The 25655-nt window shown below is 62.2% G+C and carries 19 protein-coding genes; 6 read left to right on the forward strand and 13 right to left on the reverse strand.

From position 1 onward, the window contains the following. Positions 1-17: 17 nt before the first annotated feature. Entirely contained in the window at positions 18-1079 is a 1062-nt protein-coding gene (locus HMPREF3176_RS00400) for a lysylphosphatidylglycerol synthase domain-containing protein (protein WP_070457339.1), read from the forward strand. Here the strand turns inward: HMPREF3176_RS00400 and HMPREF3176_RS00405 are convergent. Next, positions 1076-2071: an alpha/beta hydrolase gene (locus HMPREF3176_RS00405; RefSeq protein ID WP_070457341.1), complete on the reverse strand. Its 996-nt coding sequence runs from the start codon at positions 2069-2071 to the stop codon at positions 1076-1078. The genes HMPREF3176_RS00400 and HMPREF3176_RS00405 overlap by 4 nt on opposite strands. A 201-nt stretch (positions 2072-2272) precedes the next feature. Between HMPREF3176_RS00405 and HMPREF3176_RS00410 the strand changes: the two genes are divergently transcribed. Continuing rightward, positions 2273-2476: a DUF3073 domain-containing protein gene (locus HMPREF3176_RS00410; protein ID WP_016663928.1), complete on the forward strand. Its 204-nt coding sequence runs from the start codon at positions 2273-2275 to the stop codon at positions 2474-2476. Between the two features lie 194 nt (positions 2477-2670). Here HMPREF3176_RS00410 and purM read toward each other — a convergent pair whose 3' ends face one another. The 6 genes from purM to HMPREF3176_RS00440 form a co-directional block, all read right to left on the reverse strand. Further along, the gene (gene purM, locus HMPREF3176_RS00415) at positions 2671-3795 is read right to left on the reverse strand and encodes a phosphoribosylformylglycinamidine cyclo-ligase (RefSeq protein ID WP_070457343.1); all 1125 of its coding nucleotides are present in this window, start codon (positions 3793-3795) and stop codon (positions 2671-2673) included. After that, positions 3792-5267 (reverse strand): amidophosphoribosyltransferase, encoded by a 1476-nt coding sequence (purF, locus tag HMPREF3176_RS00420; RefSeq protein WP_070457344.1) that lies wholly within the window; start codon positions 5265-5267, stop codon positions 3792-3794. Before purF ends, purM begins: the two co-directional genes overlap by 4 nt. A 144-nt stretch (positions 5268-5411) precedes the next feature. Beyond that, positions 5412-5816 (reverse strand): hypothetical protein, encoded by a 405-nt coding sequence (locus tag HMPREF3176_RS00425; RefSeq protein WP_070457346.1) that lies wholly within the window; start codon positions 5814-5816, stop codon positions 5412-5414. A gap of 3 nt (positions 5817-5819) precedes the next feature. Next, positions 5820-6260 (reverse strand): sterol carrier family protein, encoded by a 441-nt coding sequence (locus tag HMPREF3176_RS00430; protein ID WP_371327096.1) that lies wholly within the window; start codon positions 6258-6260, stop codon positions 5820-5822. Beyond that, positions 6232-7563: an adenylosuccinate synthase gene (locus HMPREF3176_RS00435; protein WP_070457348.1), complete on the reverse strand. Its 1332-nt coding sequence runs from the start codon at positions 7561-7563 to the stop codon at positions 6232-6234. Before HMPREF3176_RS00435 ends, HMPREF3176_RS00430 begins: the two co-directional genes overlap by 29 nt. 81 nt (positions 7564-7644) lie before the next feature. Further along, positions 7645-8094, reverse strand: a complete 450-nt coding sequence (locus tag HMPREF3176_RS00440) for a DUF3151 domain-containing protein (RefSeq protein ID WP_070457350.1) — start codon at positions 8092-8094, stop codon at positions 7645-7647. Between the two features lie 87 nt (positions 8095-8181). Here HMPREF3176_RS00440 and HMPREF3176_RS00445 point away from each other — a divergent pair, with 87 nt between their 5' ends. The 3 genes from HMPREF3176_RS00445 to HMPREF3176_RS00455 are packed head-to-tail and all read left to right on the forward strand — an operon-like array spanning position 8182 to position 11180. Next, the gene (locus HMPREF3176_RS00445) at positions 8182-9984 is read left to right on the forward strand and encodes a phosphotransferase family protein (protein WP_070457352.1); all 1803 of its coding nucleotides are present in this window, start codon (positions 8182-8184) and stop codon (positions 9982-9984) included. Continuing rightward, positions 9984-10430 (forward strand): D-aminoacyl-tRNA deacylase, encoded by a 447-nt coding sequence (gene dtd / locus HMPREF3176_RS00450; protein ID WP_070457354.1) that lies wholly within the window; start codon positions 9984-9986, stop codon positions 10428-10430. Before HMPREF3176_RS00445 ends, dtd begins: the two co-directional genes overlap by 1 nt. A gap of 9 nt (positions 10431-10439) precedes the next feature. After that, positions 10440-11180 (forward strand): phosphoglyceromutase, encoded by a 741-nt coding sequence (locus HMPREF3176_RS00455; protein ID WP_016663919.1) that lies wholly within the window; start codon positions 10440-10442, stop codon positions 11178-11180. Between the two features lie 281 nt (positions 11181-11461). Here the strand turns inward: HMPREF3176_RS00455 and HMPREF3176_RS00460 are convergent, their stop codons facing one another. From HMPREF3176_RS00460 to HMPREF3176_RS00485, 6 genes are all read right to left on the reverse strand, one after another. Further along, positions 11462-13048 carry a helicase HerA-like domain-containing protein gene (locus tag HMPREF3176_RS00460; RefSeq protein WP_070457355.1) on the reverse strand — a complete coding sequence of 529 codons (1587 nt, stop codon included), beginning with the start codon at positions 13046-13048 and terminating at the stop codon, positions 11462-11464. A 29-nt stretch (positions 13049-13077) separates the two neighbouring features. After that, on the reverse strand, positions 13078-13725 hold the full coding sequence (locus HMPREF3176_RS00465; RefSeq protein WP_141742302.1) for a TetR/AcrR family transcriptional regulator: 648 nt from the start codon (positions 13723-13725) through the stop codon (positions 13078-13080). Between the two features lie 86 nt (positions 13726-13811). After that, positions 13812-15377 carry an MDR family MFS transporter gene (locus tag HMPREF3176_RS00470; RefSeq protein ID WP_061211025.1) on the reverse strand — a complete coding sequence of 522 codons (1566 nt, stop codon included), beginning with the start codon at positions 15375-15377 and terminating at the stop codon, positions 13812-13814. A 423-nt stretch (positions 15378-15800) separates the two neighbouring features. Beyond that, positions 15801-19274, reverse strand: coding sequence for a G5 domain-containing protein (locus HMPREF3176_RS09935; RefSeq protein ID WP_083286144.1), 3474 nt, complete (start codon positions 19272-19274; stop codon positions 15801-15803). A gap of 444 nt (positions 19275-19718) precedes the next feature. Continuing rightward, positions 19719-20519, reverse strand: a complete 801-nt coding sequence (locus HMPREF3176_RS00480) for an anaerobic ribonucleoside-triphosphate reductase activating protein (protein ID WP_070457361.1) — start codon at positions 20517-20519, stop codon at positions 19719-19721. Next, positions 20516-22375, reverse strand: coding sequence for a ribonucleoside triphosphate reductase (locus HMPREF3176_RS00485; protein WP_070457363.1), 1860 nt, complete (start codon positions 22373-22375; stop codon positions 20516-20518). The genes HMPREF3176_RS00480 and HMPREF3176_RS00485 overlap by 4 nt, the downstream gene beginning before the upstream one ends. Positions 22376-23401: 1026 nt before the next feature. Between HMPREF3176_RS00485 and speC the strand changes: the two genes are divergently transcribed. Then, positions 23402-25582 (forward strand): ornithine decarboxylase, encoded by a 2181-nt coding sequence (gene speC / locus HMPREF3176_RS00490; RefSeq protein ID WP_016663913.1) that lies wholly within the window; start codon positions 23402-23404, stop codon positions 25580-25582. Positions 25583-25655 lie beyond the last annotated feature (73 nt).

Below are 25655 nucleotides of genomic sequence, written 5' to 3' on the forward strand. Positions count from 1 at the left end.
TGCGAGAATGGTCCGCGATGAACGACTCCTCCAGCCCTACGCCCCTCACACGCGAGCAAAAACTTACGCGCGCCCTGCTCGCCGTCGGCTCCATTGCCCTCGCAGCAATTCTGATCGTGTGGCTCATCCCCCGCGCTCTCGACACATCGTGGACACACATTTTCGCGTCCTTCACCGGGATCAGCGCGTGGTGGGTCCTCGCGCTCCTCGCTGTTGCGCTTGTCGTCCTCGCGATCGACTCAATCGGTTTTTCCGCCTGCTTTCGCGGCGTGAGCCTCAGGGCCAGCGCCGAAACGAATGCTGTTGCCCAAGCCGTCACCGTCGCAATCCCGATGGGATCGACCATCTCCCTCGGCCTTATCTACGCTCGACTCAAACGCGCGGGGGCGAGCGCGAAAACGATCGCCTCGGGCACCCTCCTGGCTTCGATCGCCGACATCCTCGCGCAGATCCTCCTGCCGATCCTCGCCGTTACCCTCCTCGCTCTCGCCCCGCTCGACATTCCGCTATGGGTCCGCATCGCCCTCGTCGTTGCCGCCGCGCTCGGCCTCGCCCTCACGAGCACGGCGCTCGGGCTGGCCTCGAGCGAAACACTGCTGCGCACACTCCTCGAACGCGTGCAAACGATCACCGACGCCTTCCACGAGGGCTACGGCGGGCGAAGCCGCGACATCGTCACACCCGCCCTCGCCACGCGCAACATGGCGATCGCCGACGCTCAGGGTTCACGCGCCTTGATCCTCGGCGCCCCCACCGTTGCGCGCATAGTGCAGGGCCTCGCGTTCATTGCCTGGTGCACGTTCGGCTACGGCTTCACCATCAGCCCGCTCCTCCTCTTCGGCATCTATGCCCTCAGCCGCTTACTCGCCCTCATCCCTCTCACGCCGGGAGGCATCGGCGTGATCGACGTCGGCGTCGCGTGGGCCCTCGTGCAATGCGGCGCACCAAACGCCGCGGCCGTATCTTGCGCGCTCACCTTCACCCTCAGCCAGGTCCTCACCCCGGTCGTCGCCGGTGCGCTCGCCATCCCCGTAAGCGTCCACGCCTCTCGCGCGGACATCGCGCGGCGCAGCTCCTAAAGCCCGCGGCTATCCATGTACGCTGCAAGCTCAAGGAAGAACAGCTTGCGCGGTGCCTCGAGCGCGAGCGCCATGTCGTGCGTCGCTCCCGGGATTCGGGCAACGGTGAGATCAGGGCCCGCATGGCGGGCGTTCCTCACCTGATCCTCGACGTTCAAAATCGCATCGCTCGTGTAGGCACGGCGCGTGAAAAACGGTTCGAGAGCGGATCGCGTCGAGGCCGTCATGAAAATAGGCTCGCGAATACTGAGCCCACCCGCGAGCTGATTCTGAGCCCGCGCAACGGCAGCGAGTGTGCACGCCGGCATCGGGAACGACTCGAACGGCTTGTACGGCACATGCCAATTCCACTGACCCCCAAAGTGTGCGTGAAGCGTGCGGGCATAAAAATCGGGCGTGCCCGGAATTACCGAGCTTAGGGGCCGCGTGCGCGCGAGCGCCTCGAGCATAGGAAGGAGGGCTCGCCGCACGAGCGGCCCACCGTGCAGCTCGAGCCAAGGCGAGTTAAGCAGAAGCGCCGACGCTTGCCCCGGGTTTCTCGCCGCCCAGGTGACCGTCGTGATCCCGCCCGTCGAGTGCGCATAGATGACCGGTTTCTTCGGGGCAAGACCACGCTCGCGGGCGGCCGTGCTCGCCATGTCGATCGTGCGGCCGATCTCCTCTGCGTAGTCGCTCAGATCGCCAATCGCGGTCGCCACATCTCCCTCACGCAGCGAACGACCGTTTCGGCGCAGGTCGATCGCCCAAAAATCGTACCCGCGGTCGTTAAAGAAGTGTGCGACGTGCGGGTGGAAGAAGTAGTCGCTCCAGCCGTGGAGGTACAACGCGATGGCGCCGGTCGCCCGCTCTTTCGGTGCGGGCCGCGCGATCGTCGTGAATCCCCACGGCCCGAGTGCATCCTCGCCGCCGTCGTGGTGAGTGATGTCGAAACCGTGCGCGACGAGCGCCGAATCGTCAACGTGCGGATAGGTGCGGTCGTGTTCGGCGGGCATGACTGGGGCTTTCTTTCGTCGTTATTCGCACTCGGTAGCAGGGGTTTTTCCCCGGTGACGGAGCCGCCGTCGGGTGTGACGTGGCCCCGCGCGGGCCTGCTTCTACTTTAAGTCCCAGGCGCCGCAGTGTAACCTAGAGTCCGAAACTTACTCTCCAGGGCGAAAGACGCCCGCATGTTCGACGCACAGGGGGTCGTACCTATGGGTCGTGGCCGTCAGAAAGCCAAGCAGGCCAAGATTGCTCGGGACCTCAAGTACTACAGCCCGCCTACGGATCTCAACGCTCTTCAGCGTGAGCTGAGCGGGAAGAAGAATGAGTCCGCTTCGTGGGACGAAGACGACCGCTACGAAGACAAGTGGGCAAGCGAGTACGACGACTGGGCCGACGAGGACGAGGAGTCCTGACCGCCCCTTCATTGTGAACTGACGCCGCCAAACGAAGGTAATTCGCGAGAACTACAGCCGTTTGGGGGCGTCATTTTTATGCGGTGAAGCCCGCCCCCGGTCCCCGCCGCCTCGAATTGCATAGGGTTTGTGGGGGTTTTGGGCGCGAACCAAACCCCCGCAGCGCCTATGCAATTCAGATTTTTGGGGGACGGTTACGCAGTGACGAGGACGGGGCCGCCGTGCGCCCCCTTCGCCCCCTGCACGAGCACATCGTTTTCGCCGCGCGGCTGCGCAAGCTCCTCGCGTCGGGTGACCTCGCCGATCACTCGCGAGCGTACGCCCTCGGCCTCGAAATGCCGCACAATCGCGTCGGCGCTTTCTTCGCTCACGACCGCGACCATGCCAATACCCATGTTGAGAGTCGCCTCGAGGTCCGCGAGCGGCACATTTCCCCACTCGCCGATCGCACGGAACACCGCACCGGGCTCCCAAGAGCCACGGCGAACGTGAGCGCCGCAATCGGTGGGAATCACACGGGCAAGATTCGCGGCAAGGCCACCGCCCGTCACGTGGGAAAGTGCGTGGAGGTTTCCGACGCCCGCTTTCTCGAGTACGCGCAGGATCTGTGCGCTGTAGATGTGGGTCGGGGTAAGGAGTTCCTCGCCGAGGGTTGTGCCGAAATCGTCGATGTGTTGGTCGAGGCTCAGCCCTGCGTGGTCGACGACGGCGCGCACGAGGGAATAGCCGTTGGAGTGCAGGCCGCTGGAGTCCATGCCGATGAGAACGTCGCCGGCTTTCACACGCTCGGCGCCGAGCATTTGGGAGGCTTCGACGACGCCGACGGCTGCGCCCGCCACGTCGTAATCGTGCTCGCCCATGAGGCCGGGGTGCTCGGCCGTTTCGCCACCCACGAGTGCGGTTTCGGCAAGGATGCAGCCCTCGGCGATGCCGCGCACGATGTTGGCGATCCGCTCCGGGTGAACCTTCCCGCACGCGATGTAATCGGTCATGGCGAGCGGTTTCGCACCGCTCACGACGATGTCGTCGACGACCATGGCCACGAGGTCGTGACCGATCGTGTCGTGCACATCGAGCGCCTGGGCGATCGCGATTTTCGTCCCCACGCCGTCGGTGCTCGAGGCGAGCAAGGGCCGCTCGTAGTTTTTGAGGGCACTCACGTCGATGAGACCGGCGAAGCCACCAACACCGTCCACGACGCTCGCGCCGTGGGTCTTTTTAACGGCGGCCTTCATGAGTTCGACGGCGCGGTCCCCCGCGTGCGTGTCGACGCCGGCAGCGGCGTAGGTGAGGCCCTCGCCTTTCGGTGCGTTAGTCATTTCTGGATCTCCTTGTCGGCCATGCCAAGCAGTTCGCGGCCCTCAGAATCGGGAGCGGGCAGTGGGATGGGATATTCCCCGGTGAAGCATGCAGAGCACAGCTGGTTCGGCTGTTGCGCGGTCGCGCGCACCATGCCGTCAAAACTGATGTACCCGAGGGAGTCAGCTCCGATCGAGCGGCAGATCTCTTCGGTATCAAGACCGTTGGCAATGAGTTGGGCGCGATCCGCAAAGTCGATGCCGTAATAGCAGGGCCACTTCACAGGCGGTGAGCTGATCCGTACGTGCACCTCACTTGCGCCCGCCTCGCGGAGCATGCGAACCACGGCTCGCTGCGTGTTGCCGCGCACGATTGAATCGTCGATGACGACGAGGCGCTTGCCCTCGATAACTTCGCGAAGTGGGTTGAGCTTGAGGCGTATACCGAGCTGGCGAAGTGTTTGCGTGGGCTGGATGAACGTGCGACCCACGTAGGCGTTCTTGACCATGCCCTGCCCGTAGGGGATGCCGGATTCTTGGGCGTACCCGATCGCGGCGGGTGTGCCCGATTCGGGCGTGGGGATCACGAGGTCAGCGTCGACGGGGTGTTCGCGCGCAAGCTCGCGCCCCATCTCGATGCGCGACTCGTTCACGCTCCGCCCATTGAGGTTCGTGTCAGGGCGCGAGAGGTAGACGTACTCGAATACGCAGCTCTTGCGCGCGGGTTCGAGGACTTGCTCGCAGCGCAAGCCGTCTTCGTCAATCGCGATGAGCTCGCCGGGCGCTACTTCGCGCACGAAGGTCGCGCCGCAAATGTCGAGGGCGGCGGTCTCGGAGGCCACAACCCACCCGTTCGACAGTCTGCCGAGCACGAGCGGGCGGATGCCTTGCGGGTCGCGCGCCGCGTACAGGGTCTTTTCATTCATGAGCACGAAGCAGTAGGCACCGCGGATACGGCCCATGAGGTCTTTGAGGTTCTCCTCGAGGCTTCCGTCGTGATTGAGAAGGGCCGTCACGATCGCCGTGTCGGTCGTGTTGCCCTGTTTGAGCTCACCGATTTTCGCGCTGCCCTGGCGCTCGTGGAGAAGCTCGAGGAGCTCGAGGGTGTTCACGAGGTTGCCATTGTGGGCGAGGGCGATCGTGCCATCGGGGCGAGGGCCGAGCGTCGGCTGGGCGTTCACCCAGTGGCTTGCCCCGGTCGTGGAATAGCGCGTGTGGCCCACGGCCATGTGACCCTGGAGGGTCTTGAGATTGCCTTCGTCGAACACTTGCGAGACGAGACCCATGTCTTTGTAGACGAGGATCTGTTCGCCGTTTGAGGTCGCGATGCCCGCCGACTCCTGGCCGCGGTGCTGAAGCGCGTAGAGCCCGAAGTAGGTGAGGGTGGCGACGTCTTCTCCTGGCGCGAACACGCCAAAAACGCCGCATTCGTCTTTCGGTTGGCGATCGTCGGGAAGGAGGTCGTGGGTAAGTCGTCCGTCTGCGGGTAGCACTAATCCAGTCTAATACGGCACACGCCCCTCGTGAATTGCAGAGGACTGTGGGGGCTTTGCCACGAGGCCCGACCAATTGCATAGACGTTGCGGGGGTTTGATCTGCTTCCGAAACCCCCACAACCCCTATGCAATTCAGGTTATCTATTTCGCGCGCGTGCGCTCGAGGAGCCAATCGATGATCACGGCGAGAAGGGCGAGGGCACCCCCGATAAAGAGAACCCCGTAGAGCGCGGCGATCACGAGCGGCGCAACATCGAAAACACCCCGGAACATGCCCCACACGAGCCCGGAAAGGGCTCCGAGCACGAGGGCGAGCACGACCCACCCACCGAGATTCATGCGGCGTTCACGCCTCACGAAGAGCGCTGTTGGCATCGGCGTCGCGTGAGGATCCGCGCCCGCGGCACCCGCATCGTCGGAGTCGACCTCAGCTGGCGCAGCGGCCTCAATATTCGCCTGGCTATCGTCCTGTCCACGATGCTCGACGTGTGCGTCGGAGGCATCGGCGGGGAGGGAGCCGGCTTCGGGCGTGTTCTCGCTCGTCACGTGTTAATTCTCCTCGGTCGTAGTGGGGCGGGCGGGCGCTTCTTCAGCGGCGATTCTCCGGGCGATCGGCACGGGCAGAATTTCAGAGAGGTCGCTGCGTTCGCCGGATGCGCTCACACCGCCGCCTTTCGCGCGGCCCTCTGCCCACGTCAGCTCACCCGTCGCAAGGCGCATCCAGGTTGCTGCATCCATCTCCACGACTGCGGGCGGGGTTCCGCGCGTGTGGCTCGTGCCCTCTATGATCTGCACGGCGCCGAACGGTGGAACGCGCAGTTCGACGGCGCCGCCCGGGTATTCCTCGGCGAGCGCCTGGAGGGTGAATCGCACCGCGAGCGCGAGGGTAGGTCTCGCCGTGTCTTTGCCGTTCTCGCACCACGAACGGATCGCGGCCGTGCCGTCGGAGATCGGGATCGGCTTACGCGCCGGCACCGTCGGACCCTTCACCCGCGAGGCGTTCCTCGCCGGGAATGAGCGAGTGCACCGCGATCGTGTCATCGCGGTCCGGGCCAACACCGATCGCCGAAATGCGGCAGCCGGCAAGTTCCTCGAGTCGGCGCACGTAGTTTTGTGCCTCGATCGGAAGCTGCTCGAACGTGCGAGCCTTCGAGATGTCTTCGCTCCACCCGGGCATCGTCTCGTACACGGGCTTCGCGTGGTGGAACTCAGTTTGCGTCATGGGCATGTCTCGATGGATTTCGCCATCGATCTCGTAGGCGGTGCAGATCGGCACCTCGTCGAGACCCGTGAGAATGTCGAGCTTCGTGAGCACGAGATCGGTGAAACCGTTGATGCGCACGGCGTGGCGAATCATGAGGGCGTCGTACCAGCCGCAACGGCGCGGTCGCCCCGTATTGACGCCCACTTCGTGGCCCTTCTGCTGAAGGTATTCGCCCCATTTATCGAAGAGTTCCGTGGGGAACGGGCCAGCGCCCACGCGCGTCGTGTACGCCTTGACGATGCCGATCGCGCGGTCGATGCGCGTCGGGCCGATACCGGAACCCGTGCACGCGCCACCCGCGGTGGGGTTCGAGCTCGTCACGAACGGGTACGTGCCGTGGTCCACGTCGAGGTAGGTCGCTTGGCCGCCCTCCATGAGCACGAGTTCCCCCCGGTCGAGCGCCGAGTTCAGCATCTCGGTCGTGTCCACGACCATGGGGCGGATCCGCTCCGCGTACTGGAGAAGGCCTGCCACGATCTCCTCAACCTCTACGGCCCGACGGTTGTAGAGCTTCACGAGCACGCCATTCTTCTGGCGAAGCGAGCCTTCAACCTTTTGCCGCAGGATCGACTCGTCGAACAGGTCCTGCACGCGGATGCCGAGGCGCCCCACCTTGTCCATGTAGGCGGGCCCGATGCCGCGGCCGGTCGTGCCGATTGCGCGCTTGCCGAGGAAGCGCTCGGTGACGCGGTCCATCGTTTGGTGGAAGGGGGCGACGATGTGCGCGTTCGCGGAAATGCGCAAGTGCGAGGTGTCGACGCCGCGTGATTCAAGAGTGTCGATTTCCTCGAAGAGCGCATCGAGGTTCACGACCACGCCGTTGCCGATCACGGGCGTCGCATTCGGCGACAGAATCCCCGCGGGGAGGAGTTTAAGCTCGAACTTTTCACCGTGGACGACGACCGTGTGGCCCGCATTGTTGCCGCCGTTGGGCTTGACAACGTAGTCGACGCGATCGCCGAGAAGATCGGTTGCCTTTCCCTTTCCTTCATCGCCCCACTGGGCTCCAACGATCACGATCGCGGGCATGACATCTCCTTGTGCGCGGCGTCCTGGTGCGCGCGGTAACGAAACAGCAAAGGCCTATTTTACGCGGGGTGACTGCCGACGTTAAGGGGCGAGCGTTATGGCGTCGCTCAGGCTCGGGTCGGATTCGGCGATGAAATCCCTCAGGCGTTCTACCTCGCCGGTCTCGCCGATCGCTTCTGCGGCACGCGCAAGGTGCAGGAGGCACAGAAGAAAACCGCGGTTTGGTTCGTGGGAGGCGGAGACTTCACCCTGGCCTCGCCAGCCGGCGCGGCGCAGCGCGTCGAGACCGCGGTGGTAGCCAACGCGCGCGAATGCGTAGGCCTCGATCGTGTCGCCGTCGGCACTTGACTCCTGGGCGAGGAGCGCCCAGGCGAGCGGGGAGGTGGGGTGGTCAGCAGCGACCTTCTTCGGGTCGTCACCTTCGCGGTCGCGAACGGGGCGATCGAGCTCGTCGGGCAGGAAGGTCGGCTTCGGGCCAAGCAGGTTGCCGCCAAGCTCGGGGCGAGGGCGGGAGGTCGTGTTTTCACTCATACCCCCACCCTACAAAGTGTCTGTGCCATACACCCTGCGTACACGGCTGTTCAGAAGGGCCCGGCCACAACCTGCAACAATGGGGGCATGACAGAGACCCTTGACGGTTCCGAGCTTCTCACGGGGCCCCAGGCCGGAGGTGTGCTCGAGGCGGCCGTCACCAACGCGGGCGGCGAGCTCGTCGAATGGACGCTCGACCACGTCGACCACCGCCCTTCGCGCTCCACGAAAGCAATGTTCCGCACGAAGGTGCGCTGGGTGGAGCTTGACGGCGCCGAGGCTGAACCTCGCGATGAGCTCTTCGGCGTGAGCGCCCACATCGGTGAGCAGGAAAAGAACGTGCTCGCCCCCGAGCAGTCCCTCGTGATGACCGACGGCGACATGAACGTGCGCGTGTGGCGCTACCCCCACGACCCGTGGCTGCCGATGCTCCCGCAGGTGTGCTACCCGGATGTTCTCCACGAAACCCTCGGCCGTCTCGGTGTTGCCACGGGCTTTGCGGAGGGCACCCCCGTGCCGGTTGAGGTTGTGAGCTACCGCCCCGGTCGCCGCGCCGTGCTCAAGGCCACCCTCGCCGACCGCAACGTGTTCCTCAAGGTGTTCCAGCCGCACACGACCTCGAGCGTCGTCAACCTCCACCACAGCCTGCTCGAGGCAGGCGTTCCGGTCCCCGCCGTTCTCGGCTCGACGGACGGCCTCGTCGTGCTCGCCGAGTTGCCCGGCACGGTTCTCGCGAAGGCGGTGATCGAAGAGGGCGAGCGCGCGTGCCACGCCGAGGATCTCGTCGCGATGCTCGACCGCCTCCCCGCTTCCCTGATGGATCAGCCCGTGCGCCCGCCGTGGACCGATTCCGCCGAGTTTTACGCTGGCGTTGTCGCCTCGAGCCTCCCCTCCCTCAAAGACCGCCTCGATGTCCTCGTGTACCGCATCGAGCTGGGCCTCGCCGACGTCGAGCGTCGCATTGGCCTCGAGCCCACCGAAGTCGTCCACGGCGACTTTTACGAGGCGCAAGTGTTCGTGGACAATTCCCGCGTCGTTGGCGTCCTCGACATTGACGGGGTTGGTCCGGGTCGCCGCGCCGACGACCTCGCGTGCCTGTGCGCCCACCTCTCCGTGCTTGGCGACTACGCGAATCAGGGTCGCCTGACGCTCGACATTCACGAACGGGTCGCGGAAGCGATTCGCACGTGGTATCCCGTTTTCGCGAACCGCGTTGATCCGCAAGAACTCGCATTGCGCGCCGCCGGCGTGGTTCTTTCCCTCGCAACGGGCCCGCACCGCCAGCAGGAACCGGATTGGGAGCGCGCCACGGAAGCGATGGTTCGCGTTGCCGAAACGTGGGTGCAGGTCGCCGAGTACGGGCCGCACTACGTGGGGCCCATGCCGGGCGGGCTCATTTCCGGATCCGACGCCACCCGGCCCCGCACGGATGCCACGACGAATGCCGAGGCGACGAGTGCTCCGGCGGGCGACGCCGATGGCGCGCCAGCCGAACAACCGGCACAGGCCCCCTCGCCGTCGCCGATCATCGTGCCGTCCGTTCCGAGCGCCGACACCTCGTTCGCCCACGGCGCCGCCCACTTCGAGCAGGATCCGACGATTCCGCTCCCGCCGATTCCCGAGCTGTCCGGTCAGCAAATGGAACTCGCGCTCGGCGGCGCCAACGAACAGCCCCACGAACACTTCGGGCGCGCGGGCATCACGATGTCCCCGCCCACCCCCGTCTACGTGCCGGGAATGCGGCGACGCCCTCACGTGCGCCCCGCACGCCACGCGTTCCTGAAGTCGATGGAGGCGGCGCAACCGTCGGAACCCGTGCGGCGTAATACTCACCGCGCCGACGCTGCCGAGGATCCTCCAGCGAAGGCCAACGAGGAAGGAGAGAGCTGATGCGCGCGATCGTTCAGAAGGTGAATGGAGCGAAAGTCGAGGTGCTCGACGCTCACGACAGCCCCCGACGCACAACAGGCGAGTTCGAGGGCGAGGGACTCGTCGTCCTGCTGGGTATCACGCACGACGACGGCGAGAGCGCGGTCGAGACGATGGCGCGGAAGATCTGCGAGCTACGCATCCTCGACGATGAAAAATCCGCGCTCGATCAGAACGCGCCCGTCATGATCATTTCCCAGTTCACGCTGTACGCGGACGTGCGCAAGGGGCGCCGCCCGAGCTGGAATAAAGCCGCCCCCGGGCCCGTTGCGGAGCCACTCGTGCAGCAGGTCATTGACAGGGTGCGCGAGCGTGGCCTCACCGTGCACGAGGGCGAATTCGGCGCACACATGCAGCTCAGTATCACGAACGATGGTCCCATGACGATACTCATCGAGACCGAGTAGGGTGGATGTATGACATACACACTGGTACTGCTCCGCCACGGCGAGAGCGAATGGAATCAAAAGAACCTGTTCACCGGTTGGGTCGACGTTCCTCTTTCGGAGAAGGGCCGCGGCGAAGCCACTCATGGCGGCGAACTCATCAAGGAATCGGGCATCCTTCCCGACGTTGTGCACACGTCGCTCCTGCGCCGCGCCATCATGACCGCGAACCTCGCGCTTGATGCCGCTGATCGCCACTGGATCCCCGTGAAGCGCGATTGGCGCCTCAACGAGCGCCACTACGGCGCGCTCCAGGGCCTCGACAAGGCCGAGACCCGCGACAAATATGGCGACGAGCAGTTCATGCTGTGGCGCCGCTCGTTCGACGTTCCGCCGCCCGCCATCGAGGAAGGCAGCGAATTCAGCCAGGACGGCGACCCCCGCTACGAGGGCACCGAGGTTCCGAAGGCCGAGTGCCTCAAGGACGTCATTGCGCGCTTCCTCCCCTACTGGGAAGAGGGAATCAAGCCTGACCTCGCCGCCGGCAAGACCGTTCTCGTGGCTGCGCACGGCAACTCGCTTCGCGCCCTCGTGAAGTACCTCGACGACATCTCTGACGAAGACATCGTCGGCCTCAACATCCCGACCGGCCAGCCGCTCGTCTACGAGCTCGACGAGAACTTCAAGCCTGTCACCAAGGGCGGCCGCTACCTCGATGAGGAGGCCGCGCGTAAGGCGGCAGAGGCCGTCGCCAACCAGGGCAAGAAGTAAACTCTCGGATTGCATAGGGGTTGTGGGGGTTTCGGGCTCACGCCCGCCCCGTAACCTCTCGAGTTCCGACGGTTGCCTACACACGAGGCCCCGGAGATCCTCTCGGATCCCGGGGCCTTCGCTTCCCCCCCTTTTCGAATTGCATAGGAGTTGTGGGGGTTTAGTGCCGATTCAGCGCTGCCGATTCAGCGCGGGTAAGGCGCGAGCGCCGAGGCTTCCGGGACGTCCCATAGCGCCGGCGCCGCCGATACGTTCGTAGGCACCAGCGCTCCAGTCGCCCATTATCGGCGACGCTTGCGAGTCGTCCCGAACAGCGAACGCGTAATCTCACGCCCGAGCACCGTCCCCGCCGAACGAAAGAAACTCTTGACCGCGCTATTGCCCGCGATCTTCTCCACCAATCCAGGCTCTTCCTTCGCGGGCTTCGCCTTCGCAGCGGGGGCTGCGCCTGCACCGGGCTTTTCAGTTCCGACGGCTGCCGGGGAAACGTCGGACTCCCCCTGCCCGACCTGGCCGCCCTCCGCACGCGCCTTGAGGATCTCGTACGCGCTTTCGCGATCCACAACAGTGCTGTACTGGACCGCGATCTGGCTGGACGCGATAATCCGATCGATCTCAGCTTCAGGCGCGGGCTCCATCGAGGATTCGGGAGCGCGCATCGCGGCGTAGGCCACGGGGCTCGGCGCGCCCTTCTCGTTCATGACGGTGACGACCGCTTCGCCCGTGCCGAGGGAGGTCAAGAGCTTTTCGAGGTCGTACTCGGTTGTGGGGTAGGTGGCGACTGCTTTCTTGATGGCCTTTGCGTCATCGGGCGTGAAGGCGCGCAAAGCATGCTGGACGCGGTTGCCGAGCTGCGCGAGAACGTCGGCGGGAATGTCCTTAGGCGATTGGGTAATGAAGAATACGCCGACGCCCTTGGAGCGAATAAGCCTCACGGTTTGGATGACTTGGTCGATAAAGGCACTGGATGCGCCCTTGAAAAGCAGATGCGCCTCGTCGAGGAAGAACACGAGTTTCGGCTGGGGAAGATCGCCCACTTCCGGCAGCACCTGGTAGAGCTCAGCGAGCATCCACATCATGAAGGTTGAAAACACTTCCGGCCGCTCGGCAACGCCGGGAAGTTCGAGACACGAGATGATCCCGCGACCGTCGGAATCTTTCCGGAGGAAATGCTCGACGTTGAAAGCCGGCTCTCCAAAAAACACGTCTGCACCGGAGTTTTCGAACTGGGTGAGGTTGCGCAGAATAACGCCGGCGGTCGCGGTGGAAATACCGCCGATGCTCTTGAGCTCATCCTTGCCATCGGTCGTGAGGTACTGGATGAGGGCGCGCAGATCCTTGAGGTCGAGGAGGGCGAGGCCGCTCTGGTCAGCGTAGTGAAAGATAAGCGAAAGGGAGGATTCTTGAGTCTCGTTGAGACCCAGCACCTTCGAGAGGAGAACCGGCCCGAATTCGGTAACCGTCGTGCGAATCGGCACGCCCTTACCGTGTCCACCCAGTGAGAAGAATTCGGTGGTGCCAGCGCGAGATACCCACTCTTGGGCGCGAGCCTTCGCACGTTCGGTGAGTTTTTCCGACGCCTGCCCGGGAACAGCGATGCCGGAAAGGTCGCCCTTCATATCCGCGACGAAAACGGAGGTACCGGCGGCCGCGATTTGCTCCGCGATGAGCTGCAAAGTCTTTGTTTTGCCGGTGCCGGTAGCGCCGGCAATCAAACCGTGCCTATTGAGCATTCCGAGCGGCATATAGAGCGGCGCTTCGGGGTTCGGCTCGCCGCCGTCGACGACCGCGCCGAGATGGATCCGCGGCTCCTCAAACGCGTAGGCGGCAACGAGGTCGTTCGTGTCGGGCTGAGAGATGTCGGCCATGAGGTAGGAGCTCCTTCGCGGTGGGTCAGTTAGAGGCGAACGCGACCTGAGTCAAGAAAGTCGAGAGCGATCGGCAGAGCGTCCGCGAGCGAGAGATCGCGGCGCACAGCAATAGCGTAGACGCTGCGAGCCATGGCGAATCCCCAGGCAACGTGAATCGCCGCTGCATCGCGCGCGTCGTCCGCCCCCATGCTCGGGGTGAGACGCTCGGCGATGACCGCGCTGAGTTCGCGGCTCACTCCCCTATTGCGGTCAGTGAGGATTTGCAGCAGCTGCGGCTCGCGAGAAAGCACGCGGTGTGTGAGCTCGCGGGTGTCACTGCGACGAGAGGCGTCATCAGCGTGGATGCGAAGGAGCGCACGAATGGAGTCGCGAACGGGCTCCTGCGCGGAGCGAGAGGCAAGAATGTCCACAAAACGACTGCTCTGTTCGGGATCAACGCCCAGCACGGCCGCCTCCTTCGAACCCCAATAGTTGAAGAACGTGCGCGCGCACACCCCCGCCCTCTCCGCGATCTGATCGACCGTCACCTGGGCAAGACCGTGCTCGGCCACGAGCTCGAGCGCCGAAAGATGCATCGCTTCGCGCGATTCGCGTTTCTTTCGCTCGCGCAGACCCTCGTGGCTGGCGGCCAGGTCCGACGCCTGCTCTTTCTCCGTTGCGGCTATGTCGCTCATGTCAATCACGCCTCCTCGTATCGACGTGCGGTGCATTTTCGCGTTCGAGGTGACCGTCAAGCGGTCCCTCTCACCATTGCCGGGCGCTAGTTGGTGCTGCGCAGCTCGGTGTGGCGGATGAACAGGGAAAGCACGAGGGCGACAACCGCGAACGGGGCCGCCGTCGTGAAGACAACCTGCATGGCGTCTCCCATGCCGTGGCGAATGGCCTCGACAATAGGGGCGGGAATGCCCTCGAGCTTCGAGGGGTCAAGAATCGCCGCTGCACTACCGCCGGACTCGCCGCCGACCTTCCCCATTGCGGCAGCGACCTGCGGCGGAAGCTGCGCCTGGATCTTTGGCATGAGATTCGCCGACATGACGGAGCCGAGAACGGCGGTGCCGATCGTCGAACCGACGTTACGGAAGAACTGCACGGCAGACGTCGCAACACCGAGATCCTCACGAGCGACGGCGTTTTGGACAATGAGGGTGTAGGTCTGCATACACATGCCGAGCCCCGTGCCGATCACGATCATGACGAGCGTGAGATGCAGTTGCGAGGATTGCCAGTCGAGGCCTGCAAGAAGGATGTATCCGACGCTCATGACGATACCGCCGAGAACGAGGAGTCCCTTGTAGCGGCCCCACTTGGTGATCATGATGCCCATGAGAATCGACGTCACGATCATGGCGACGTTGAGCGGGATGAGGATCGCGCCCGAATTCGTTGCGGATACCCCGAGGACGCCTTGTGCGAACACGGGGATGTAGATGATTCCGCCAAACATTGCGACCGCGATCGCGAAGCTCGCGAGGATCGAGAGGGAGATGCGGGAGTCGGCGAGCATGTGGAGCGGGACGAGCGGGTTCTCCGCTCGCATCTCGACGACCACGAAAAGCGCAAGGAGGATTGCCGCGGCCACGAACATGGTGATGATGACCGAGGAGTCCCAGTCGTAGGTATTGCCGCCCCACGACACGGCGAGCAGGCCGATGACAAGGCCGGGCGTGAGAGTCAGCGCGCCAACGAGATCGAACTTTCCAGCGCTTGCCGTATGCGGCAGGCGCATGAACTTTGTGAGGAACACGAGGGCAGCGACACCGAGCGGAAGGGCGAGATAGAACAGGTAGCGCCAACCGAAGTTGTCGGTCACCCAGCCTCCGAAAAGCGGACCGGCGATCGAGGACACGCCGAACACGGCACCCATGATGCCCTGATACTTTCCGCGCTGGCGCGGCGGGATGATGTCACCGATGATCGTCTGGCTGAGCGGCATGATCGTGCCCATACCGAGGCCCTGCACGGCACGCGAGAACACAAGGAACCAGAAGTTGGTGGCCATGCCGGACAGGGCCGAACCGATCATGAACACGACGAGGCCCGCGATATAGAACGTCTTGCGGCCGTACATGTCGGAGAGCTTGCCGACGACCGGCACCGCGACCGCCGAAACGAGCATGGCCGCGGTCGCGATCCAGCTGTAATGCTCCATACCGCCGAGTTCGGCGACGATGCGCGGCATGGCGGGGCCGACGATCGTCTGCGAGATCGACGCGACGAACATGCCGAGCATGAGGCCGAGGAACACGAGCTTGCCGTCCCGGTCGAGGCCGGTGAATTCCACGGGTGCGTCGCCGCGCGCCACGTGAGTCTGAAGTGATGTAGACATGGTCCCCTTTTCGTCCGTGCACCGCCACAAAAATTATGCAGCGACTGCAAAATCCTTAACGTGTGGGAGATTATCGCCTCCTGCCTGCCCTCACCAAGGGCTGCGCGGCGGAACGTGACAAACGGAGCAGGGCGGCGCGCTCGCCTCGCTCACGGCCTATTTGCGCCCCCACCCCTTTCGGGATCTGTACCCAACGTTTGCGGCGGTATGCGGCCACATTCCGCCACAAACGCCGGGTTTAGATTCCTAGCCCGCTCGGATGCAGCCCCGCGGCCTCGCAACATTGCAGCTCCGCAGCCTCGGGCAGCCGCACCCCTCTAAACCTCACAAAATAGAAGCGGCGGGGGCTCGGGATCTCTCCCGCTCCCCCGCCACTGATGTGCGAGTCAGAAATGAAGCACTAGGGCTTCACCACCTCGATCCTCACTTGTGCGAGTTCGACCTACGACGCAGTACTAGTGCGCCCGCGCCACCCATCACGAGCAATGAAGCGAGGCCAGCAGTCGCAGCAATCTCTGCACCTGTTCGCGGCAGATGCATGCTCGCCGCACCAGGTTTGCTCGGCCTTTGTGGCGTACCACCCTGGTTTCCAGGGGTGCCGGGCTGGCTAGGCTTGCCAGGCTCACCAGGAGTTCCGGGCTTGCCAGGCTCACCAGGCTCACCAGGCGTACCAGGCTCACCAGGCGTGCCGGGCTTACCAGGCTCACCGGGGGTACCTGGATCAGTCGGGGTACCAGGCGTTGGTTCACCGGTTGGGGCCGGCGTGGGGTCAGACGGCTTGTCGCAGTTGGTCTTGGTGCCCACGCGAACCTTGCGGGGAGTGGGCTCCTTCGCAACCTTCTCCGAGGTTTCTGGCTCGCCTACGACCTTGCCATCCTTGATCTGCCAGGTCTTCGTGACTTCCTTTTCACCAAGTGCACCGGGCTGGTCCTCAACGATCTTGCCAGACTCGAGGTTTGGATCTTCCTCAATAATGGTTTCGAAGGGAATGGCTTCGGTATGCGTATCAGTCAACGTGTCTTCAGTCGTCTTCCCCTTGGTACCGACGCGGATGATGGCGTCAACCGGTTCTTTGGTGCGCTCAGTGGTCACGGTCGGCTCGCCATCCGGCTTACCGTCCTTGATCTTCTGAGTCGACGTCACAACCTCCGTACCGAGCTCACCCTGCTTATCAACAACCTGCTTACCGGCTTCGAGGGTGTTGTCGAAGACGATCTTCGTCTCGAACGGAACCGGCTTGTCAACCTTCGTCACCACGGAGGTGTCCTCGGCTGCAGGGCCGTACTCGATGATCTCGTTAACCGGATCCTTCGTCTGCTTCTCCCCGGGCTTAACCGTTGCCTGGTCGCCCTTGGCGGTGAAGTCAGCGGTGAAGGTCTTCTCACCCGGAACGCCCTTCTGGACGACCTTGATCTCACCCGGCTTCAACTCAGGATTCGGACGAGTCTCAACCTCGAACGGAACCTGCGCAGTCCACGTGACCTTCTCGGAAGCCTCAGACGGCTTAGTACCAACCTTGATCACCTGATCCACCGGCTGTTCGGTGACCTTCTTTTCGACGGTGGCTTCACCATCCGGCTGGGAGTTCGTCACCTTCTGGGTCACCGTGATGGTCTTCTTACCCGGCTTACCCTCGGTTACGACCTTGAAGGTGCCAGCCGGCAGGTTCGGATCAAACTCAACTTTCACACCAAACGGAACCTCAGACTCAACCGACTTCTTGACCTCCACAACAGTGTTCACCACCTCGATCTTGCCTTTACTTAAAGCGTTAGCATCGAGTGTAAATTCGCGAGGTTTTGCGGAATCTCCCTCGGAGGTAGGAGCTTTCTCGACAAGGCGGTAGTCAATCGGCTTACCATCACTGTCCTTCTTCGGCAGCCCGATAAGAGTATACGCCCACTCTTTAATGTCCTGTTTTACGTTCGCCGAATCTGCCGCGACAGTGAAGGACTCGAGGGTCGTGCGCGTTTCTCCATCTTGGCGCACGAGATCAAACGACAATTCCTTTACCGGAATATCTGTAGGGGCAAGAGCCTCGACGGAGCCGCTCCCCGCACGCTGCCACTTCTTGACCACATCAACGTTCGTCAAGTCTTCCTCGGGGAAAACCACAGTACCGGAGGTAGCGATGCCACCGCCGCGAGGCGCCGTGTTTTTTCCGATTGTGACGCTGCTGTTTACGCGCGCGAATTCCTGCGCGTCGCCTTCCACTTCGGCCGCGGCAAAAGTCGACTTACCAACACTTACTTTCGCATTCGATGCATCGACCTCAAGAGGTTTGCCATCTTTATCGACCCAGGACGCCAATCCCCCACCATTGACACGGTTCAGCAAGGTCTTTTCACCGCTCCAAGGGCCCGTGGAATTAAACGCCGACGCAGCAAAATCCGGGCCTAGCGCAGGGTTCTTTGATGTGTTCCCAAATACGGACGCACCGTTCCTGACGCTGCCGAACGAGTCGGACCAAATGCCGCCCCCGCCAGACTCAGACGAACTGGACGTTTCACCGTTGGCCTCATTTTTAGACACGAGTGTGGGGCTAGTAAATTCAAGGGAATACGGCTGAGTGGGGACAGTGATGCCACCGCCATAGCTACCCGCGGTGTTCCCGAGTATTTTTCCACCACTGATCTTTGCGTTAGCTGTGGCCAAATAAAGGCCACCACCGGTATAGCCCGCGTTGTTCTCCTCAATGGTTCCGCCACTCATGTTGAACTGCGCTGGGAACCATGAGCTAAAGCTCTTGAAGTCTGGAAGGTCAGGCCCGGTCTCCCCAAAAACGGTTTCGCATTTAGTGCTGGGCTCACGCGAGGCGACGCTCAAAAAGCAGCCATCCCAAACGGCAATGCCTCCGCCATGGCCGTGCCGGTAATTTTCAGACCTCGTCTCATTTTTAGAGACAACACCGCCACTCACATTAAGGCGGGTGTTACCCGAGGCGAAAATCCCACCGCCGTCACGCTGGGCGGTGTTACCCGACAGCCGACCACCCTTGATGTTTACAACTGCCGCCTCTTGCGCGCTGTTAGCGGAATTCTCCCACTTCGTCGAGTATGCGAGAATTGCGCCACCATAGTTGCCAGAGTTGGACGAAATGTCGACGCCATCATTGACGGTGAGGGTTCCACCGGACCGGACCGCAATAGCGCCGCCAACCTTATAGTCAGCGTATCCAGAATTCGGATTGACACCTTCGACCGGAATACCGTTGTCTTTAATAGTTCCAGAATTGAGTTCAGCGATACCCTTGTCGCCTATGGTGACAGCCCCGGCAACTTCGCTACTCTGCGGATGAAGCTGGTTGTCCCTCAGCGTTCCGCCGTCGAGTACAAATTTCCCCCCATTATGGACATAAATAGCCCCGGACGACATATTCCGAGACCCGAAGATCTCGGACCCCTCTGTCATGACGAAAGTACCCCTGTCGACATCCACCTGGGGTGAACCAGAACTCTTATTGTTCCCCCTAAAGGCAATACCATCACCAAAGGCCAGAGAGGCATTTTGTGGGACAGCGAAAAATCGAGCATTGACGTCATTCTCGATCGTGACTTTCGTTCCCGGCTGGCTCGAGATAAGCGTGATGTCCTGCCCTGGCTTCAAGGAAATAGAAGTGTAGTTCTGCCCGTCAACATTAGTTCCCGACGAACTCAACGTGATGTTCGACTTTAATTTAATGACGGTTTTCTCATTTGTCGGGGCCGCGGCAAATGCTTTATAGAATTCGGCTGCACTACCAACCTCAACTTCTCCGGCCTGCGCAGCAGTAGGTGGAAGGCCCCAACTTAGCAAGATTGCAATGCACACGAACATTGCAGCTACGGCTCTGCGTTTCTTTGACACGGGAGCTGCTTGTGTTTTGCCGGTCGGATCCGAAAACAAACCAAAGTTCACGATGGCGTCCTTAGGAGTGGGGATTTCCTCTGCTAGTCACAAAGGTGCAGTTTGCTAGCCTTCCATGGAAGGGCACACTAGTCAAGACCAGCTCTCGCAAAGGACTGAAGTCTCACTCTGCGTCGAGGATGCCTCCTGACAGGTCAAATGTCACGAGAGTGTTCGCTCGCGAGTTGTTCGGGGCGACGATGATAGGAAGTCAAGCGAGCCTACCGCCCCTCGAAACTTGTCACCACTGGTGAGGGGACACGGACAGGTTTTGTTCTTTTTTAGGGAACTGTGACGGTGGCGCCCCGTAGTCGCCGCCCGTCTGCCTGCCTCGGCACCCATAGGCTTACACTTCTCTTCGAACACGACGGCGGCGGCAAATCCGCCGCCACGTTTTTCTTGGCAGGTGCCGTGATTACGCTCGGGGTTTTGCTCTCATACAGGGGCGATGCTGAGCTAGGCACGAGCCTCGACTCGAACACCCACAACGTCGCCGGTCGTCCGCGCACTTTCGAGCACCGCCTCGAACATTCGATCCCAGCGGGGGCGCTCGGGAAGCGTGCGCGCAAAGGTGTCGGAAGTACCGTCGGACCTCGCCTGCTGAAAAATCAGCGTTCGCGCTCCCCTCTCCACCCCAGCCTCGCGCCAGAGATCCGAGGCGATCTCAACGATGCGCGGGGCGTACGGGGCGAGCACCGGGGTGAGGGTCGTGCGCAGCTCAATCTCTACCCCGGCGCGTGCAAGTGCGAGGAACGACTCGCGTGAGCGTTCAAAGGCGCGGCTCGCGTTCGGATTCGCGCTTCTCAGTCCGACGGTTTCCTCAAACACTTCGGGCGGTGCTTTGAGGTCAAATCCGACCCAATCGACGAGAGGCCCGCCTGGGTCCGAGGAGACGATGTCGTGAATCCGGGACGGAAAGGCACCTCCCGTGTGCAGGCCGGTGCGAAACCCGAGCGCCCGCACCTCTTGAAACGCAGGGATGATGGCACGCTGGAGCGTCGCCTCTCCCCCGGAAAACACGACACCATCGAGGAGCCCGCGCCTTCTTGCCAAGAGATCCTCGACCTCGCCCCACGTGACCGTGCCCGGAGTTCGGGGGTCGAGGATCGCGTGGTTGTGGCAATAGCTGCACCGCCACGGGCAGCCCTGTAGGAACAGGGTCGCGGCGAGTTGACCCGGCCAGTCCACGGTCGAAAGTGGCACGAGGCCCGCGATCTGCAGATCCTTGGCCGTGAGCGGGGACGTACGCGCATTCATGCAGGTACGACGGTTTCCGAGCGAGCGTCGGACGCGCGAAGTTCCCCGTGGCGCTCAGCCGCACCCTCCGTGAAGAACTTTCGCTCTTCGAACTCCCCCTTTTTGCCAATGTTGAACGAGCTTACGGGGCGGTGATAGCCCATCACGCGCGTCCACACCTCGCAGCTTTCGCCGCACGTGGGACACACGTGGTGTTCGCCCTTGAGGTAGCCGTGGCTCGCACAGATTGAAAACGTCGGCGTGATCGTGAGGTACGGCAAGTGGAAACGCGTCAGGGCCCGCTTGACGAGTTGTTTCGCCGCCTCGGGCGAACTCATCTGTTCATTCATGTACAGGTGCAAAACCGTGCCGCCCGTGTATTTCGTCTGCAGCTCGTCTTGCCATTCCAACGCTTCAAATGGATCGTCGGTCGCACCCACGGGAATTTGCGACGAGTTCGTGTAGTACGGGTTTTCGGCGGTACCCGCTTGAATGATCTCGGGATAGCGCTCGCGATCCGCTTTCGCGAGGCGATAGGTAGCGCCCTCGGCGGGTGTCGCCTCAAGGTTGTAGAGATTCCCGGTTTCTTCCTGGAATTCGACCATTTTCTGGCGAATATGATCGAGAATCCGCACGCACATCGCGCGCCCCTCATCCGTCACGAGATTGTGGGCATCACCCGTAAAGTTCCGCACCATTTCGTTCATGCCATTAACCCCGAGCGTCGAGAAATGGTTGCCGAGGTGGCCCATGTAGCGCTTCGTGTACGGGTAGAGCCCGCGATCGATGAGCTCCTGCACCGTCGCACGCCGCCTCTCGAGCGTATCTTTGCCCAGTTCAAGGAGGTGATCGAGGGCATCCATGAGCGCGGCTTCATCACCCTTGTGGAGGTAGCCCAGGCGCGCCATATTGATCGTGACCACACCAATCGAGCCCGTGAGTTCAGCACTTCCAAAAAGACCGTTCCCGCGCTTGAGGAGCTCTCGAAGATCGAGCTGGAGGCGGCAGCACATCGAGCGGATCTGCCCGGGATCAAGCTCCGAGTTGATGAAGTTTTGGAAATACGGCAGACCGTACTTCGCGGTCATCCGGAAAAGACGCTCTGAGTTCGGTGAGTCCCAATCAAAGTCCCGCGTGATGTTGTAAGTCGGAATCGGGAAGGTGAACACGCGGCCATTCGCATCCCCCTCCGTCATCACGTCGATGTACGCGCGATTAATCAGGTCCATTTCCTCTTGCAGCTCGCCGTACGTAAAGTCGCACACCTCCGTGCCGATAAGCGGATACTGATCCTTGAGGTCGTCCGGGCAGTTCCAATCAAACGTCAAGTTCGTAAACGGGCACTGGCTCCCCCAGCGACTCGGAACGTTCAGGTTATAGATGAGCTCCTGCATGTTCTGGCGCACCTCTTCGTAGCTCATCGCATCGAGCCTCACAAACGGCGCCATGTAGGTATCGAATGAGCTGAACGCTTGCGCACCCGCCCACTCATTTTGCAGCGTCCCAAGGAAGTTCACGATCTGCCCACAGGCACTGGAAAAATGCTTCGGGGGCGCGGAAGCGATCGCGCCCGGCACGCCATTGAAGCCCTCCTGCAAGAGCGTGCGCAGCGACCAGCCCGCGCAGTATCCCGTGAGCATGTCGAGGTCATGGATATAGAGGTCGCCCTCGCGGTGAGCCTGGCCAGCCTCCGCGCTGAAAACCTCATCGAGCCAGTAGTTCGCGACCAGCTTGCCCGCCGAGTTGAGCACGAGCCCGCCAACGCTGTAGCCCTGGTTTGCGTTCGCATTCACGCGCCAATCGGCGCGGCCAAGATAATCATTGATCGTCGAAATCGGGTCTACAAGGGTGCGCTCGGCGTGGTGGCGTGCGGGCATGGTGCGCTCCTATCGCAAATGGGGTGGTGTGCTTCGATGTGCCGATGGGCCCCGCGTGCGGGGCTTTCGGCTGCCCACCTAGATTCACTCGCGAGAGGCACATATTGTGCCGCGACACGCGGAGGCCACAACATGTAGTGGTTTCGTGACGGTGTGAGCGGCACAGATCGGGACGAACGTCCCGGTGAGCAGGCATCCGGGGCGACACCTTATTGACTGTCGCTAAATGCGCCCCCCCAAAAAAACAGCCGCCCCAACCCCCGCCCGGCAGCCGCCCCTCTCGCGAAAGTGGTGAAAAACAGCCCCAGATGCCCGGATCCAAGCTCCAGGCGGCCACTTTTCACCACCTTCAAACAAGCAACCACCAACGAACCGACCGACACCCCACCCCAAAGCCAACCGCGCCAGCACCCGCAACACCCACCGTCAGCGCCCCAACGCCCGATGCCCCTCAAAACCCGCAACCCCCACCTTCAATACCGCCCCTCACCGAGCAAGAAGTGCGTGCGCACTATCCCCCTAAATCAGACCAATACGCTGTGGAACTTTAAATATCCAGAAAAACTCCCAATTAGGAGGATTGCGGGCAACAAATATCGACGAGCGCTGCCCACTTTCAGTCTCGCCGTGCAGTTTCAAAGGTGTCGCAACCGTACTTAAGGGTGTCGCCCCACTGAAACGCCAAGGCCCACCCCCCGACGAGGCACACACCACACTGCGCCCGTAGTCACGGTGTCACGCATGCCACCATCGGACCCCAAAGGCAAAGCCGCAGGCCGCAACACTGGGAGCGCCCCATCCACAAAAGGATCTAGATCACTATTTGGGTGAACTTGGACGGGGCTGCAGAGAGGTGCACAAAACCCGACCCCACGCAAATCGCAGACGCGCTCAACGTAAACATCCCGTTACGGCAGCAAGCGAAGGGACTTAACTCCCTAGAAAAACACAACCTCGAAGGTGTAGCGTCATGGTGTCGGACAGAGTTGTGCCGACGAGATTTTCTCCAATGCAAGGAAAGTGAAAATGCTCCGCAGGACTATTGGAGTCAGCGCCGCTCTTCTCGGCTCTGACACAACGATCCATCCGATTCCCGGCTACGAACTGACCGCACTCCAGGGCGGCGACCTCGCGAACATCTCCGCGATCATCCTCGACCAGGATGACATCGACGCGGGTAAGGTCGCCGAGATCAACGAATACGGTTTCGGTATTCCCGTTTTCGCCGCCGTGAAGAGCACCAAGGACACCACTAACCTCGAGGGCCTCCACGGCGTTATCGCCCTCGACGAGCTCCAGGGCGACTACTTCGCTCGCCAGATCGCTGCCGCCGCTGACAAGTTCGAGGACGAGGTTCTCCCCCCGTTCTTCGGCGCGCTCACGAAGTACTACAACCGCGGCTTCTCGCCGTTCGACTGCCCCGGACACCAGGGCGGCCAGTTCTTCCGCCAGCACCCGGCCGGCCGTCGCTTCTTCGACTTCTACGGCGAAGAGCTCTTCCGCACCGACCTTTGTAACGCTGACGTCGCCATGGGTGACCTCCTCATCCACGACGGCCCGCCCGTCCAGGCCACTGAAGCTGCTGCTCGCATCTTCAACGCCGACAACACCTGGTTCATCCTCAACGGCACCTCGTCGTCGAACAAGGTTGCCATCAACGCTGTTGTTGGCCCCGACGATCTCGTGCTGTTCGACCGCAACAACCACAAGTCGAACATCCACGGCGCCCTCGTCATGGCCGGCGGCAAGCCCGTCTACCTCGAGACCGCACGTAACGCGTTCGGCCTTATCGGCGGCATCGACGAGCACTGCTTCGAAGAGGACTACATCCGTGAGCGCCTCGAGAAGGTTGACCCCGAGCGTGCAAAGGCTGAGCGCCCGTTCCGCCTCGCGATCATCCAGCTCGGCACCTACGACGGCACGATCTACAACGCCCGGCAGGTCGTCGACAAGATCGGTCACCTCTGTGACTACATCCTGTTCGACTCCGCATGGGTTGGCTACGAGCAGTGGATCGACATCATGAAGGAAGGCTCGCCGATGCTCCTCGAGCTCGACGAGAACGACCCCGGTATCCTCGTAACCCAGTCGGTGCACAAGCAGCAGGCTGGCTTCTCGCAGGCCTCGCAGATCCACAAGAAGGACTCGCACATCAAGGGCCAGGATCGGTACGTGAACTTTGATCAGTTCAACAACTCGTACATGATGCACGCCTCGACGAGCCCCTACTACCCGCTGTTCGCCTCGCTCGACATCAACGCCAAGATGCACGAGAACGGCGCCGGCGAGAAGCTGTGGCACGAAGCCCTCAAGAACTCGATTGAGGCTCGTAAGCTCATCCTCGGCAACCTCAAGATGCTCAAGCCGTTCGTTCCCGCCGAGGTCGACGGCAAGCCTTGGGAGTCGTACGACACCGAGACCATCGCTTCGAACCGTAAGTTCTTCGAGTTCCACCCGGGCGAGCAGTGGCACGGCTTCGACAGCTACGTTGAGGGCCAGTACTTCGTTGACCCGATGAAGCTCCTGCTCACCACTCCGGGCCTCATCAACAAGACCGGTGGCTTCGAGTACGAGGACTTCGGCATCCCGGCGAATATTCTCGCGAACTACCTGCGCACGCAGGGCATCGTTCCCGAGAAGTGCGACCTCAACTCGATCCTGTTCCTCCTCACCCCGGCGGACACGATCCAGAAGTACTCGAACCTCGTCGCTGCGCTCCGCCGCTTCGAAGAGGCTGTTGAGAAGGACGTTCCGCTTCAGGAAGTTCTCCCGGAGATCTACGCTGCGAACGAGGACCGCTACCGCGGTTACACGATTCGCCAGCTCTGCCAGGAGATGCACGACTTCTACAAGAACCGCACGGTTGCTCAGCTCCAGAAGGACATGTTCCGCGAGGAGAACTTCCCGAAGGTCGAAATGACCCCGCAGGAAGCAAACGTCGAGTTCATCCGTGGCAACGTCGACTACCTCCCGATCGAAGAGTGCAAGGGCCGCATCGCGGCCGAGGGCGCTCTTCCCTACCCCCCGGGCGTCGTCGTGGTTGTCCCCGGTGAGGTTTGGGGCGGTCCGCAGTACGACTACTTCATGGCACTTGAAGAGGGCATCAACCAGCTGCCCGGCTTCGCTCCTGAGCTCCAGGGCGTTCACATGGTGACCGAAGACGACGGTCGCCAGCGCGCCTACGGATACGTTATCCGGAACAAGTAAGGACGGGCAGACTGGCATCTGCCAATATTTTCGGCGGGGCGCCCGCGTGGAATGCTAGCTTTCCACGCGGGCG

This window comes from Dermabacter sp. HMSC08H10, from assembly GCF_001807585.1.
Lineage (GTDB): Bacteria > Actinomycetota > Actinomycetes > Actinomycetales > Dermabacteraceae > Dermabacter > Dermabacter hominis.